The sequence below is a fragment of the Ewingella sp. AOP8-B2-18 genome (assembly GCF_052376015.1).
Taxonomy (GTDB): Bacteria; Pseudomonadota; Gammaproteobacteria; order Enterobacterales; family Enterobacteriaceae; genus Ewingella; species Ewingella allii.
In genome coordinates, this window is the sequence record NZ_JBQSVB010000002.1 from 483057 (window position 1) to 495797 (window position 12741).

General features: G+C 52.5%; 17 protein-coding genes. 8 read left to right on the forward strand and 9 right to left on the reverse strand.

All coding sequences use genetic code 11. The annotated features are described in order from the left end of the window. Positions 1-13: 13 nt before the first annotated feature. The 4 genes from hflD to rluE all read right to left on the reverse strand — a co-directional run bounded on the left by hflD (position 14) and on the right by rluE (position 3249). The gene (gene hflD, locus ACT3RR_RS06440) at positions 14-640 is read right to left on the reverse strand and encodes a high frequency lysogenization protein HflD (protein WP_396130355.1); all 627 of its coding nucleotides are present in this window, start codon (positions 638-640) and stop codon (positions 14-16) included. A gap of 168 nt (positions 641-808) precedes the next feature. Next, the gene (gene mnmA / locus ACT3RR_RS06445) at positions 809-1915 is read right to left on the reverse strand and encodes a tRNA 2-thiouridine(34) synthase MnmA (protein WP_353502519.1); all 1107 of its coding nucleotides are present in this window, start codon (positions 1913-1915) and stop codon (positions 809-811) included. 238 nt (positions 1916-2153) lie between these two features. Next, positions 2154-2600, reverse strand: coding sequence for an NUDIX hydrolase (locus ACT3RR_RS06450; protein ID WP_496199971.1), 447 nt, complete (start codon positions 2598-2600; stop codon positions 2154-2156). Further along, a complete protein-coding gene (gene rluE, locus ACT3RR_RS06455) occupies positions 2593-3249 on the reverse strand; it encodes a 23S rRNA pseudouridine(2457) synthase RluE (RefSeq protein ID WP_496199972.1) in 657 nt (218 codons plus the stop codon). Before rluE ends, ACT3RR_RS06450 begins: the two co-directional genes overlap by 8 nt. Before the next feature lie 102 nt (positions 3250-3351). Here rluE and icd point away from each other — a divergent pair, with 102 nt between their 5' ends. The 3 genes from icd (at position 3352) to cho (ending at position 7227) form a co-directional block, all read left to right on the forward strand. Next, positions 3352-4605, forward strand: a complete 1254-nt coding sequence (gene icd / locus ACT3RR_RS06460) for an NADP-dependent isocitrate dehydrogenase (RefSeq protein ID WP_353502516.1) — start codon at positions 3352-3354, stop codon at positions 4603-4605. A 168-nt stretch (positions 4606-4773) separates the two neighbouring features. Next, positions 4774-6351, forward strand: coding sequence for a sensor domain-containing diguanylate cyclase (locus tag ACT3RR_RS06465; RefSeq protein WP_353502515.1), 1578 nt, complete (start codon positions 4774-4776; stop codon positions 6349-6351). A 27-nt stretch (positions 6352-6378) separates the two neighbouring features. Continuing rightward, positions 6379-7227 (forward strand): excinuclease Cho, encoded by an 849-nt coding sequence (gene cho / locus ACT3RR_RS06470; RefSeq protein WP_496199973.1) that lies wholly within the window; start codon positions 6379-6381, stop codon positions 7225-7227. Between the two features lie 48 nt (positions 7228-7275). Here the strand turns inward: cho and ACT3RR_RS06475 are convergent, their stop codons facing one another. Next, positions 7276-7497, reverse strand: a complete 222-nt coding sequence (locus ACT3RR_RS06475) for a hypothetical protein (protein WP_353502513.1) — start codon at positions 7495-7497, stop codon at positions 7276-7278. Between the two features lie 390 nt (positions 7498-7887). Here ACT3RR_RS06475 and ACT3RR_RS06480 point away from each other — a divergent pair, with 390 nt between their 5' ends. Both ACT3RR_RS06480 and ACT3RR_RS06485 read left to right on the forward strand, forming a co-directional pair. After that, a complete protein-coding gene (locus tag ACT3RR_RS06480) occupies positions 7888-8175 on the forward strand; it encodes a hypothetical protein (RefSeq protein ID WP_353502512.1) in 288 nt (95 codons plus the stop codon). Positions 8176-8328: 153 nt separating this feature from the next. After that, on the forward strand, positions 8329-8727 hold the full coding sequence (locus ACT3RR_RS06485) for a hypothetical protein (RefSeq protein ID WP_496199974.1): 399 nt from the start codon (positions 8329-8331) through the stop codon (positions 8725-8727). Position 8728: 1 nt separating this feature from the next. Here ACT3RR_RS06485 and ACT3RR_RS06490 read toward each other — a convergent pair whose 3' ends face one another. The 3 genes from ACT3RR_RS06490 to ACT3RR_RS06500 form a co-directional block, all read right to left on the reverse strand. Beyond that, a complete protein-coding gene (locus tag ACT3RR_RS06490; RefSeq protein WP_353502510.1) occupies positions 8729-8947 on the reverse strand; it encodes a hypothetical protein in 219 nt (72 codons plus the stop codon). Between the two features lie 175 nt (positions 8948-9122). Continuing rightward, positions 9123-10766 carry an ABC transporter substrate-binding protein gene (locus ACT3RR_RS06495; protein ID WP_496199975.1) on the reverse strand — a complete coding sequence of 548 codons (1644 nt, stop codon included), beginning with the start codon at positions 10764-10766 and terminating at the stop codon, positions 9123-9125. Positions 10767-10908: 142 nt separating this feature from the next. Then, positions 10909-11100 (reverse strand): YdfD/YebW family protein, encoded by a 192-nt coding sequence (locus ACT3RR_RS06500; protein ID WP_353502509.1) that lies wholly within the window; start codon positions 11098-11100, stop codon positions 10909-10911. 214 nt (positions 11101-11314) lie between these two features. Here ACT3RR_RS06500 and ACT3RR_RS06505 point away from each other — a divergent pair, with 214 nt between their 5' ends. Further along, complete coding sequence (locus ACT3RR_RS06505) at positions 11315-11560, forward strand: DUF2766 family protein (protein ID WP_034791303.1); 246 nt, start codon at positions 11315-11317, stop codon at positions 11558-11560. An 84-nt stretch (positions 11561-11644) separates the two neighbouring features. Here the strand turns inward: ACT3RR_RS06505 and ACT3RR_RS06510 are convergent, their stop codons facing one another. Continuing rightward, a complete protein-coding gene (locus ACT3RR_RS06510; protein ID WP_034791302.1) occupies positions 11645-11881 on the reverse strand; it encodes a YobH family protein in 237 nt (78 codons plus the stop codon). A gap of 316 nt (positions 11882-12197) precedes the next feature. On the opposite strand from ACT3RR_RS06510, the gene ACT3RR_RS06515 reads away from it, so the two are divergent. Both ACT3RR_RS06515 and ACT3RR_RS06520 read left to right on the forward strand, forming a co-directional pair. Then, positions 12198-12320 carry a PhoP/PhoQ regulatory lipoprotein MgrB gene (locus ACT3RR_RS06515; RefSeq protein WP_437342034.1) on the forward strand — a complete coding sequence of 41 codons (123 nt, stop codon included), beginning with the start codon at positions 12198-12200 and terminating at the stop codon, positions 12318-12320. A gap of 109 nt (positions 12321-12429) precedes the next feature. Next, positions 12430-12702 (forward strand): YebO family protein, encoded by a 273-nt coding sequence (locus ACT3RR_RS06520; protein WP_353502507.1) that lies wholly within the window; start codon positions 12430-12432, stop codon positions 12700-12702. The last annotated feature ends 39 nt before the right edge of the window (positions 12703-12741 follow it).

Here is a 12741-nt window from a genome sequence, read left to right on the forward strand (position 1 = left end):
GCAACTCCTGGTCTTAACAATGAGCTAAAATATTTTTCGCCTGTTCAAACAAGCGATTACGGGAAAACATCAGTTGCAGGCGTCCACCGCCTACTTGCTGCCACAGCACGGCTGAGCGGATACCCGCCAGCAGCACGGCCCGGACTTTGGCCTGAACCTGAGGGTTTTGCAAAATGGTAGGTGAACCCGTGACCTGAATGCGCGGGCCGACCGGGCTGACGATATCGACATAAATCGCCGCCAGTGAGCTGATGATCGTCTCAGATTCAAGTTCGAAATGGGCTAGTTGACGGTCGAGCTGATCGAGGCGTTCGCCAAGCTTGTTCATCGCCGCTTTATTGGCATTCAGTTTGCGCTCTAACACCATCAGGCTTAGCGCATAGCGGGTTAATTCCGCGCCCGGCCCCTGACGGTTAGCGTTGAGCACGCCAAGCAGCGTTTCTAAACCCATTTTCAAATTGGCTTCATTATTGCCGTAGACCGCGAGCGTTGAGGCCGGATTCATCTCCAGCAGGCTGCGCAACGACACTGACATTTCATGCTGCGCGCAATTCCCTTCATGGGCTAATTGCTGCACCAGACGTGCTGACTGGCACATTCCGGCCAATGCCAACGTAATGTCATAATAATTTTTAGCCACGTCTACTCCTGTAAGCGTTGTTCGGACACCAACCGGCTGGCCGAATCTGAGCCGCAGATCATGCCATAAAATCCTTTTTAAACCCAGTTCGGAATAAGTGCAGATTTACGGGCATATTCTGGTCAAAAATTCGGGACGCATTGGCGTCCCGAATTGATATTTACTGCGTTACAGCGGGTGGCGCTGCTCGATGATACCGCCACCGAGGCAGATCTCATCGATGTAGAACACCGCCGATTGCCCTGGCGTCACTGCCGCCACCGGCGCGTCGAAGCGCACGTCGATGCGGTCTTCGCCCAGCGGCGTGACGGTGCAAGGGATGTCCTGCTGGCGATAGCGGGTTTTCACCACGCAGCGCAGCGGGTCGGTCAGGGTTTTGCGATCCACCCAGTGGAGCTGTTGAGCAATCAGGCCCACTGACATCAGGCGCGGGTGTTCACCGCCCTGCGCGACGTACAAAATGTTGTTCGCCACGTCTTTATCCACCACGTACCACGGATCTTCGCCGCCGTCTTTCTGGCCGCCAATGCCCAGACCTTTACGTTGGCCGAGGGTGTGATACATCAGGCCCTGATGCTGTCCCATATCCTGACCATCAACACTCTTGATTGGGCCAGGCTGAGCAGGCAAATAGCGGCCGAGGAAGTCTTTGAACTTGCGCTCGCCGATGAAGCAGATCCCGGTGGAATCCTTCTTCTTAGCGGTGATCAGGTCCAGCTCTTCAGCAATGCGGCGCACTTCAGGCTTTTCCAGCTCACCCACCGGGAACAGGCTCTGGGCGATTTGGTCCGTGCCTAAGGTGTAGAGGAAGTAGCTCTGGTCTTTGTTGCCGTCGGTGCCGCGCAGCAGGTGGCTGATGCCGTCAAAGTCCTTGCGGCGCACATAGTGGCCGGTAGCGATGAAATCAGCCCCTAAATCTTCGGCGGCAAATTCCAAGAAGGCTTTGAATTTAATCTCTTTATTGCACAGGATATCCGGGTTTGGCGTGCGTCCCGCTTTGTACTCTTCGAGGAATAATTCGAACACGTTGTCCCAATATTCCGCCGCAAAGTTGACGGTGTGCAGCTTGATGCCCAGCTTGTCACAGACTGCCTGCGCGTCGGCAAGGTCAGTGGCTGCGGTGCAATACTCTTCATTGTCGTCCTCTTCCCAATTTTTCATGAAGAGGCCCTCCACCTGATAGCCTTGCTGTTGCAGCAAATAGGCCGATACGGAGGAGTCGACACCGCCGGACATTCCGACGATCACTTTTTTCTGGCTGTTGTCTTCAGACATTGTCATTCCGAATGATTTTACCGAATTGCATAAATAAATTGCCCGACGGGTGGCGCTTTTGACTGACATTTCACTGCCAGAAGGTCACACGAGGATGAAGGCCGCGCGCAACAAAAAGTCACTCCGGACCGGACAGAGGGTGCTACCTAAAAACTAAGCGCGGGATTTTAGCACGTCAGGCGGCCTGCTGCACCGTCGTTTGGTGCCTCAGGCCATCAGCCGTGGATGGCTGTTTGAGCTAGTTCGGCAGATTAAAATTGGCCAGCAGGTCGAGAGGGTAGCGCGCGCTCTGCTGATAACAGCGGATGCTCTCGGCCACCAGTGGCGAACGCAGCTGTTTCGAGCTGAGGATATCTTCCGCGCTGGCCCACACGCAGCGGTCGATATCGCTATCCTGCGGCGCGGTGGCAGGCTGCTGGTCCAAATCAATCACAAAGGCAAAACGCAGGAATGGCGTGCCGTCGGGCGCTTGCCACTGGTGCAATTTCAAGAAGGATTGCGGCTCGGCGTGGATCCCCGTCTCTTCGTAGAGTTCGCGTTTGGCTGCGTTGAACAGCGTTTCGTCGGCCTCGAGGTGTCCAGCGGGCTGGTTCCAGGTCACTTTGCCATTGACCGTCTCTTCGACAATCAAAAACTGCCCCTGCGATTGCACCACGCAGGCCACGGTAACGTGGGGTTTAAACATCAGAAATCTCCTTCCATTGGCCGGGCTGTAAGTCGCTAAGCTGGTACTCGCCCATGCTAAAACGAATCAGACGTAAAGTGGGAAAGCCGACGTGGGCCGTCATGCGGCGCACCTGTCGGTTGCGACCTTCATATAAGGTGATTTTCAGCCAGCGGGTTGGGATCGCTTTGCGTTCGCGAATTGGCGGGTTGCGCGGCCACAGCCACTCAGGCTCGGCCACCAGCTCCACGCCCGCTGGCAGGGTTTTGCCATCTTTTAGCTCCACGCCTGAACGCAGGGCAGTAATCGCCCCATCGTCGGGTTCACCCTCCACCTGCACATAATAGACTTTGCCGGTGCGTTTGCCCGGCTGAGTTAACGCGGCTTGCAGTTTGCCGTCGTTGGTCAGCACCAGTAAACCTTCGCTATCGCGGTCCAGCCTGCCTGCGGCGTAGACACCTGTTAATGAGATGTAGTCTTTTAGCGTGGCGCGTCCGGCTTCGTCAGTAAACTGCGGTAGCACATCGTAAGGTTTATTGAACAATAGCACTTTTCGTGGCGCGTTTTGTTCGGGACGAACCCTGTCAGGCCGCTTGCTGAAACGTTTAACGTGGTGATTTTTAACAGACATTGTTCTCACAGACATTGAGATAAAAGATAATTGGCGCATTATACGTGAAAACCGTTTCGGATTGGCGCGGGGCGATTATTGAAGTAATATCGACCCGCATCTTACAAATTTTTAACAAAAATGCGCTCGAAGGAGAGGTTAATGGAAAGCAAAGTAGTTGTTCCGGCTGAAGGTAAGAAGATCACAGTTGACGCCCAGGGTAAACTGAACGTTCCTAATAATCCTATTATCCCGTTCATTGAAGGCGACGGTATTGGCGTTGACGTGACCCCAGCCATGATCAAGGTTGTGGATGCGGCGGTTAAGAAAGCCTACAACGGCGAACGCAAAATTTCCTGGATGGAAATCTACACCGGTGAGAAATCGGTTGAACTGTACGGTAAAGACGTATGGCTGCCAGAAGAGACTCTGGACCTGATTCGTGATTACCGCGTGGCTATCAAAGGCCCACTGACTACCCCAGTCGGCGGCGGTATTCGCTCCCTGAACGTTGCCCTGCGCCAGCAGCTTGACCTGTACATCTGCCTGCGTCCGGTTCGTTACTACACCGGTACTCCAAGCCCGGTTAAACGTCCAGAAGACACCGACATGGTTATCTTCCGTGAGAACTCCGAAGACATCTACGCGGGTATCGAGTGGAAAGCCGGTTCTGCTGAAGCAGACAAAGTGATCAAGTTCCTGCAAGACGAAATGGGCGTGAAGAAAATTCGCTTCCCACAAGAATGCGGTATCGGCATCAAGCCTTGTTCTGAAGAAGGCACCAAGCGTCTGGTTCGCGCGGCTATCGAATACACCATCACCAACGATCGTGATTCCCTGACTTTGGTTCACAAAGGCAACATCATGAAGTTCACCGAAGGCGCGTTCAAAGACTGGGGTTACCAGTTGGCACGTGAAGAGTTCGGCGGTGAGCTGATCGACGGCGGCCCATGGGTGAAAATCAAGAACCCAAACAACGGCAAAGACATCATTATTAAAGACGTTATTGCTGATGCATTCCTGCAACAGATCCTGCTGCGTCCGGCTGAATACGACGTTATCGCCTGTATGAACCTGAACGGTGACTACATCTCCGACGCTCTGGCGGCGCAGGTTGGCGGTATCGGTATCGCACCGGGTGCTAACATCGGTTCCGATTGCGCACTGTTCGAAGCAACCCACGGTACTGCACCTAAGTACGCAGGTCAGGATAAAGTGAACCCAGGTTCCATCATCCTGTCCGCAGAAATGATGCTGCGCCACATGGAGTGGTTCGAAGCCGCAGACCTGATCGTTAAAGGTATGGAAGGCGCTATCGCTAACAAAACTGTGACTTACGATTTCGAGCGTCTGATGGACGGCGCGAAACTGCGTAAATGCAGCGAGTTCGGCGACGACATCATTTCCAACATGTAATTTGCTGGAATGAATGAGAAAGGAGCCTTAAGGCTCCTTTTTTATCGCCTGCGCTAAGTCTATTTCCTGCTCCTATCTGCTAATTTCAAGGATTTTTCCAGCGTCCTCCTTGTGCCGCGTAACGGGCAGTGGTAAACATGAGCCACTTTTTCCACAAGGGCTATTTTCTTGTCACTCTCATCCTTTTTCAGCGCCTTTTTCCGTCTCGATCTTCGCCGTCTGATCCTGATTTTGGCCGTGACAAGTGCCTTCGTGACGCTGGCTAACAGTTTCTACGCCAGCTATAGCGTGCAGCGCCAACTGCTGATTGATAACACGCTGGAAGCCAATCGGGTATACGCCACCAAGCTTGCCGCGAGCACGGAACTGTTTATCCGCAGCATGCAAAAACAGCTGTTTTACAGCAGCCGTATTGCCGCCGAGCATTTTGACGATCCGGCGATTTTGCAGGCTGAAACTGCCCGTCTCAAATACCAGAGCGACAGCTTTAACTCGGTGGTGATCACCGATGCCCACGGGCTGATCCGCGCTACGTCGCCAGACAGTTTGCAGCTGATGGGGCGCACCATCTCCACCCCAGGCTCGGTCGAGGCGCTGAAGAAGAGGCGGCCTCTGGTCAGCAAGCCCTATATTTCCGCTGCCAATAATTTGGTTATCAATATCTCTACGCCGATTGTCACCGCCGATGGCCGCTATCGTGGTTATATCGGCGGCACCATTTATCTCAAGCAGAAGAGCATTCTTAACGAGCTGCTGGGCGAACACTATTATCGCGATGGCTCTTATATCGCGGTGATCGACAGCGACCGGCGCGTGCTCTACCACCCCAATATGGACAACGTGGGCAAAGTGTTACCGCCACGGCCCATCACCGATGCGGTGAAAAAAGCCGGTAACGGCAGTCTGGTGATGGAGAATTACACCGGCGAAGCCGTGTTAGCGGGCTATGCGCAGGTCCCCTCGACCGGCTGGGAAATCGTGACGCTGCGCCCGACTGACTCCACCCTCAAGCCGTTGCAGGGGTTGATGTTTAAAGTGTTGCGCCATCTGACGCCGTTGGCGCTGGTGACGCTGCTCTGCGTGTGGCTGCTTTCGCGGCTGATTGCCCGGCCTCTGCGCCAGCTGGCTCGTAGCGCCAATGAGATGGATAAGCCAGACGTTTCCAATAATATTCGCATGATCCCGGACTGGTATTTCGAAGTGACGCAGCTGAAACGCGCCCTGCTGGTGGGCATCAGCCTGCTTCAAAAGAAAATCGGCAAGCTGAAGTTTGAGGTGCAAACCGATCCACTGACCGGGCTGTTTAACCGGCGCGGGCTGGCGACGGCGCTGGAATATATTCAGCAGATGAAGCTGAGCTTCTCGGTGATCGCGCTAGATATCGACCACTTCAAAAAGGTTAATGACACCTATGGTCACGATGTGGGCGATGAGGTGATTAAGCAGCTTGCCCAGCAGATCCGCGCCAGTTCGCGTGAGAGCGATATTCTTTGTCGCAACGGCGGCGAGGAGTTTTTGATGGTACTGCCGGGCACCGGGCTGGACGTAGCGGCGCAAATCGCCGAGCGTTTGCGCGGTATGGTGGCTGAAATGGACGTGGTGGATATCGATAAAATCACTATCTCTCTCGGGGTGGCCGCGGGGGTGTCGAGCAAAAATCACGCAGAGAAAGTATTGAAAAAGGCCGACGAAGCCCTGTATCTTGCCAAGCAGGAAGGGCGAAACCGTGTGATTGTGTCGTCCTAATGGCAATACAGAGATAAGTGAGAACGTTTGAGGAATTTGTCCCGCAGCGAGTTTGCCGCTGAAATTTACCAATATCCTGAGCATCTGCGAGATAATTTGGCGCAGTTGCCTTCTTCTCCCGGCGTTTATATTTTTCACGGTGTGAGCGAGCAGATGCCGCTCTACATCGGCAAAAGCGTCAATATTCGTACTCGCGTGATGTCCCATTTTCGCGCGAAAGACGAAGCCCGCATGTTGCGCCAGACCACCCATATCTCCTTTGTCGAAACGGCAGGGGAGCTGGGCGCGCTGCTGACCGAGGCGCGGATGATTAAGGAGCAGCAGCCGCTATTTAATAAAAGGCTGCGGCGTTCCAAACAGCTATGCTCGTTGCATATTCAAGAGGGCAAGGTGGCGGTGGCTTATGCCAAAGAGATCGACTTCTCCAGCACGCCGGGGCTGTATGGGCTGTTTGCCAATCGCACCGTGGCGTTAGAAAAGCTGCGGCAGTTGGCGGATGAGCAGAAGCTCTGTTATGGCATTTTGGGCATTGAGAAGCTGGCTAAAAATCGCGCCTGTTTTCGTTACAGCCTGAAGCGCTGCGCCGGGGCATGCTGTGGCGCGGAATTACTGGACGCGCATCAACAGCGTCTGGAAGCGTCGCTGGCGTCGTTGCGGCTGCACTGCTGGAACTGGCCGGGGCGCATTGCCATTGTTGAGAAAGGGGCGAACTTCACCCAATACCATATTATTCAGGATTGGTTCTATCTCGGCACCGTGGATTCGCTGCAAGATGAGGAGAGTCTGCAAAAAGTTTCCACTTACTTTGACAGCGACGGCTACAAGATCCTCTGCAAGCCGCTGCTGGATGGCCGTTTCGAGACCATTCAGCTGTAGCAGAACGCGACTGTGGAAAATAATCAGGGAGCCGAAGCTCCCTGAATTTTAAGATTTATTGGCCGCCGTCTGCGCCTTCTCTTCCTTCGCCTTGGCGGCTAAGTGATGCCCGACAGCACAGCCCGCCACGGCACCCAATACGGCATGGTGCTTAAGGTGCCCGGCCGCTGCGCCCACCGCTGCCCCTTTCAGACAGCCTTCGGCATGAGCCAGTGTGCTGACCGACAACATCATGGTCAGTGCCAGAGTGTAAATCGTTTTTCTTGTCATAAATTCATCTCACCACGTCAACAATGAAGGCAAAACCTGCGCTGAAAATGTCACATCGCGCCCCGATATTCTATGGGGGCATCTGTAACCAGTTGCTGCATTTGTTACCTGTTTGGCGGAGTCACTCGCGAAGCGCCTCTGCAAGCCGCACGGCCCGAGCGTTGTAGGAATTTGGCCGGGCGGGGACGTAGTTACAGCTTGTCAACGCCGCGAAATGAGATGCTAAACTGTTGAATATTGGTTTAATCATCGGACGGGCTAGCGCGGGAATGTAAACAGTTTTATCAGCACTTTTGCACGCTCTGCTAAACTTATTAGTAGGCTCAGTGCAATGACCTGCTTGTTCCATATTTCGCTGGGTCGCCTTCACCAGAACAGAAGGATATCACTATGTCTGAACATGACCTTTTGCAGTCTCTGGTAGCCCGCATTGAGGCACTCGAACAGCGCGAAAAGCAGCTGACTTATGCCTCCAACGCCTATCAAGCCATCCTGACCACATTGCTGGGAAATCTGGATAAAGAGACCCGCGATAAAGTGATTATGATGGTGGATCAGGCCCATGATATTGCTTACGCCCGCGCCAATCTGGAGCAGAAAGGCAATATTTTGGGGGCTGATGACATCACTCAGCGGATTTTCCTGTTTGCGCAAGGACGTGCTGCACAGTCTAAATAGGGCCGGATGCCACGTTATTGCGCAGTTTATTCCTTCCTTCTCTCGCGGTAATGAGAGGGAATAGATAAACTGCGCCCCTTCAATAGTGATCTTCTCATTTCAGTGCCTGTCCACGTGCGTGGTCGGGCGTTTTGTGTGTGGAGTAGAGGCAAAATGCAAAATTTCATTCTGTTTTATAAGTTAACCAGGGCGGCGCTAATTAACGCCTTACCCAGGGCGGTTGAGTTTGATTCTCTTGAAGTCGTGAATCAGGCTTTGCGAAACGGTGAGTTTGGCGCAAGCAGAACCGGCTGGACGCTGGATAAAGAAGCCAACGAAGAACCGCCGAGCAGCATGTTTGCCGCCGTGCCGAACTATGACTATTTCTTTGTCGATGAGCAGGGCGAAAGAGTCGAAGAGCCGGGCCTTGACGGCCGCGAACTGATTATCGACTTTGAAGCCACGCTGAATTGGATGGTGATGAATGGCTATCTGTACGGCGAGAAAGGCAGTTATGTGGTCTTAGACAAGTGCCTGCGCACCTTAACCCCCGAGATCGTGCAGTCTGCCTGAGTTAATTTCTCACCCGATTGGCCTTTAACATATTAATAGCCGCGCCCAACAGGATGCGGCTTTTTACATTTTGCGTGCTGCCCAGTTGACCGTCGAGATAGCCGACTAGCGCGTCATTGCTCAAATACTCTCCCCGATGATGCAAATGGATCACCGCATCGCCAATAATTCGTGAAACCTCATCCCAGAGGGGTTGGATTTCACTTTCCGATAATTTCATCTCTCCTCCCACTGTGTGATTTTTCTCCAATCTAACATCTGGACGCGATGAGGCAAGCCCCGATGCAGGGAGAAATATGAACTTTTCGCGATGGGCATAAGCAGGAGGGAGAAGTGAAGTCCGGCGATGCAGCAGCCTTAAAGCCACTGCGCCGCCGGATAACGGCAGTGAAAAATTAGTGCTTAATCACGTACAAATCTTTGGTGTAAATGTAACCCAGCGGGCTCTTATTGTCGTAACCGCCAATGAAAGGTTTCACCAGTTTGGCGCTGACATATTGGTACAACGGGATAACCGGAACCTGCTCCGACAGCACGTCTTCAGCCTGCTGGTAGAACTCGCCGGCCTGGGCTTTGTCTTTCGCCGTCAGGGCGTCGTCCAGCGCTTTATCATAGGCGGCGTCGCTGAATTTCGAGGAGTTCTCGCTGTCGCCGGTGCGCAGGGTATTCAGGAACGTGGATGGCTCATTGTAGTCGGCGATCCAGGCATAGCGTATTGCGTCATAGTTACCCTGACGCTTGGTGTCGAGCATGGTTTTCCACTCTTGGTTTTGCAGGGTGGCGTCGACGCCCAGATTCTTCTTCCACATCGAACTGGCGGCGATAGCAATACGCTGGTGAGATTCCGACGTGTTGTACAACAGATTGAATTTTAAAGGTTTGGAAGGGCCATAGCCTGCTTCGCTGAGCAGTTTTTTCGCCTCGGCGACGCGCTGCTCCTGGGTCATCTGCTGATATTTATTTTTCTTAAACTCGAAGCCGCCCGTGTTATCCGGCACCACGGCCCATGCGGGTTTTTGCCCCTGCCCCAACACCTTATTGGCGATAATGTCCTTATCCAATGCCAGATTGAGCGCCTGACGAACGCGTACATCGTTGAAAGGCGGGCGGGTGGTATTGAGGGAGTAGTAATACACGCCCAGTTTAGGGCCGACATGCACCTGTGAGCCGAGCTGTTTTTTCAGCGCGGTGAATTGGATTTCAGGCACGGTACTCGTGATATCGATTTCACCGGCCTTATAGCGGTTGACGTCGGCGGTGCCGGAAACAATCGGCAGGTAGGTGACTTTGTTAACAACAGTATGTTCGTTGTCCCAGTAATTCGGGTTGCGCACGGAAACGACGCGTTCATTAACGGTCCAGCTATCGAGCTTGAAGGCGCCGCTGCTGACTAAATTGCCCGGCTGGGTCCACTTATCGCCAAATTTTTTGATTGCGGCTTCCGGCAGTGGGAACAGCGTTGGGTGCGCGGCCATGCCGAGGAAGTAGGAGATCGGCTGGTCCAGCGTCACTTCAACGGTGTGCGCGTCGAGGGCTTTCACGCCCAAAGTGTCAGGTTTCTTTTTACCGTCGGTAATGTCCGCGGCATTGAGAATATGCATGCTGCTTGGGTAAGTGGCATACGGCGAGGCGATGGTGGGATCTACTAAACGGCGCCAGCTGAATACCAGATCTTCGGCGGTGATTGGCGAACCGTCGGACCATTTCAGGTCAGGGCGCAGATGGAAGGTCCACACTTTATTGTCTTTATTATCCCAGCTAGCCGCCAGAGAGGGGTGAGGATTACCTTGATCATCAATGCTTACCAGCCCGGCGAACAGGTCGGCGATGATGTTGAATTCAACGTCGCTGGAGACTTTGTGGGCATCAAGAGAAGCCGGTTCACTGCCGTTGTTACGCACAATTTCTTGTTTAGCGGCCAATTCCACGCCTGCGGGCACTTGTGCTGCCTGAGCGGGAATTGAGGAAAGGAAGGTACTGGAAATTAAGAGTGCCAGAGGGATCTGCTTGAAAATCGCGTTACGTTTTTGCTGCATCATTGCCATCTCCTGTCCTGTTAATATAGTTAAATATCAATAAGTAACAGGATAGTCATACCTTTGGCTGATACGTTTGGCAATACATATGTCAGATTTATGTTAGAGCTGTTACAAGAACAGGACAATATAGTGTGATCACCCTCTAAAAGTCAGCATTCTCTCGGGCGGGCAGATAGTAGCCGTCGATAAAATCTTCCAATGGGTAGCATCCGGCGTGGCGCAAACCCTCCTGGCGCATAGCGGCCATGCATTGTTGTTTGGTATCAAAGGCATCGATAGCCAGATCATCACAGCCACCACCGAGATAGCAAATGGTCAATACAAGCGCGAACATAACCTCTCCTTTTTGCTCCGCTTCATCAAGCATAGAAGATATGCAGCGATAACCACAGCCGGGCTGACCTGATTGCTGAGAATTTAAACATTCCGCTCATTCTCAACGCAGATGAGCACCGTCGGGATAAAATAAGTGACGCGACATGCTATTCTGGCGGCCAAATTTTTTAGCCAAGTGCGCCTACATTGCGTGCATGCCAAGAGGAATTCCCATGTCCGAGCTTTTAACCCAAGAACAAGAGTACGCGTCTGACTTAGTCGCCTGTCAGCTGGTCATTAAGCAGATTTTGGATGTGATTGACGTCATTGCGCCGACCGAAGTGCGCGACAAGATGTCGCACCAGCTGAAAAGCATCGATTTTTCACGCCATCCGGCGGGCGCGGATCCCGTCACCAAGCGCGCCATCGAAAAAGCTATCGCGCTGATTGACCTGAAATTCACCAAGCACGACAGCTAGTCGTCAGGCTGTTGATGGGCGTCAGGCAAAAAAATGCCCACCTTGGTGGGCATTCTATTAACGCTATTTCGCTGTACGGCGCGACTATTTTTTGTCGACCACTTCATCTATTTGCTTGAATATCGGGCACTTGGCCACGCCAACGATGCCGCTATCGGTATGCAGATACTGTGAATCAACAATACCTCGCGCCGTTAAATACTGACACTTCAGGCCCAATCCTGCCGCATTTTCGCTGCTTCCCACGGTAACGCCATAACCTGAGAAGAGAAAAATTGCATAAATAATCACCAAAACAATAATGGCTTTAATCGCACCCATTTGCTGCCTTCCTTTTTGTACTCCCTGAGGAGTCTCAGGGTGTTGATAAGTATAGATGTAAGAAGGATCTCGTCGCTATGGGCAGTGTAAAAATACAGTGTATTCCTAGAATCAATGCTTCTGACTTAGTAATATGTGCTGCTTATGTGGATAGGGGCGGGGTTGTTAATATTTTGTTTAAGGTTCGTGGCGTAGCATCACTTTATGAATCATTAAGTGTTGGATGCTGACGTTGAGCTCTGATAAACCCGATACCAACCGGAAGAAACCGACCATAAAACCGAAACGATCTTTCTTTAACCTGAAGAAACTTAGCCTGATTTTAGTTCTCTTGGTTATCTGCATCGCGCTCTATCTTCTGGCATTGAACAGCTACTGCGATCAAGGTGGAAACTTTGAACTCGGTGTCTGCGCGGTGACATCCTTCATCCCCTGGTAGTTTTCCCGCCCAGACCGCTAAAAATGGCGAGTTTTTGGGATGGGCTCTTCCCAGCTTTCAGCGGAATGGTAAGATACGTGCTCGTTAAAATTTAGCTGTAGGGTTGTCAATGTTCGATCTCGCAATGGGCCAATCCAGCCTGGCCTCATTGGTGCTGTGTGTTTTGTTTATTTTGCTATTTTTGCTGCTGTGGTTTGTGGTTAACCGCGCCAGCGTCAGAGCTAATCAGCAAATTCAGCTTTTACAGGAAATCGCTGAACAGCAGCGCCAACAAACGGAGCTGTTAAAAATTCTTGCTGCGCAGGTTAAAGGGCCAACCCCTCAAGAGCCTGAGGAAGAGGATTCCGTGCTCAGCCTGCGGGGCTTTATCCCCGAAAGATAAGCGTTTGGATTGATGCTTTTGATCTCACCCAAGCCCGCC

Bases quoted from the DNA above. Each gene is read 5' to 3' on its own strand.
- mnmA (WP_353502519.1), bottom strand. From the start codon at position 1,915: ATGTCTGAAGACAACAGCCAGAAAAAAGTGATCGTCGGAATGTCCGGC.
- ACT3RR_RS06450 (WP_496199971.1), bottom strand. From the start codon at position 2,600: ATGTTTAAACCCCACGTTACCGTGGCCTGCGTGGTGCAATCGCAGGGG.
- rluE (WP_496199972.1), bottom strand. From the start codon at position 3,249: ATGCGCCAATTATCTTTTATCTCAATGTCTGTGAGAACAATGTCTGTT.
- icd (WP_353502516.1), top strand. From the start codon at position 3,352: ATGGAAAGCAAAGTAGTTGTTCCGGCTGAAGGTAAGAAGATCACAGTT.
- ACT3RR_RS06475 (WP_353502513.1), bottom strand. From the start codon at position 7,497: ATGACAAGAAAAACGATTTACACTCTGGCACTGACCATGATGTTGTCG.
- ACT3RR_RS06480 (WP_353502512.1), top strand. From the start codon at position 7,888: ATGTCTGAACATGACCTTTTGCAGTCTCTGGTAGCCCGCATTGAGGCA.
- ACT3RR_RS06485 (WP_496199974.1), top strand. From the start codon at position 8,329: ATGCAAAATTTCATTCTGTTTTATAAGTTAACCAGGGCGGCGCTAATT.
- ACT3RR_RS06490 (WP_353502510.1), bottom strand. From the start codon at position 8,947: ATGAAATTATCGGAAAGTGAAATCCAACCCCTCTGGGATGAGGTTTCA.
- ACT3RR_RS06495 (WP_496199975.1), bottom strand. From the start codon at position 10,766: ATGATGCAGCAAAAACGTAACGCGATTTTCAAGCAGATCCCTCTGGCA.
- ACT3RR_RS06500 (WP_353502509.1), bottom strand. From the start codon at position 11,100: ATGTTCGCGCTTGTATTGACCATTTGCTATCTCGGTGGTGGCTGTGAT.
- ACT3RR_RS06505 (WP_034791303.1), top strand. From the start codon at position 11,315: ATGTCCGAGCTTTTAACCCAAGAACAAGAGTACGCGTCTGACTTAGTC.
- ACT3RR_RS06510 (WP_034791302.1), bottom strand. From the start codon at position 11,881: ATGGGTGCGATTAAAGCCATTATTGTTTTGGTGATTATTTATGCAATT.
- ACT3RR_RS06520 (WP_353502507.1), top strand. From the start codon at position 12,430: ATGTTCGATCTCGCAATGGGCCAATCCAGCCTGGCCTCATTGGTGCTG.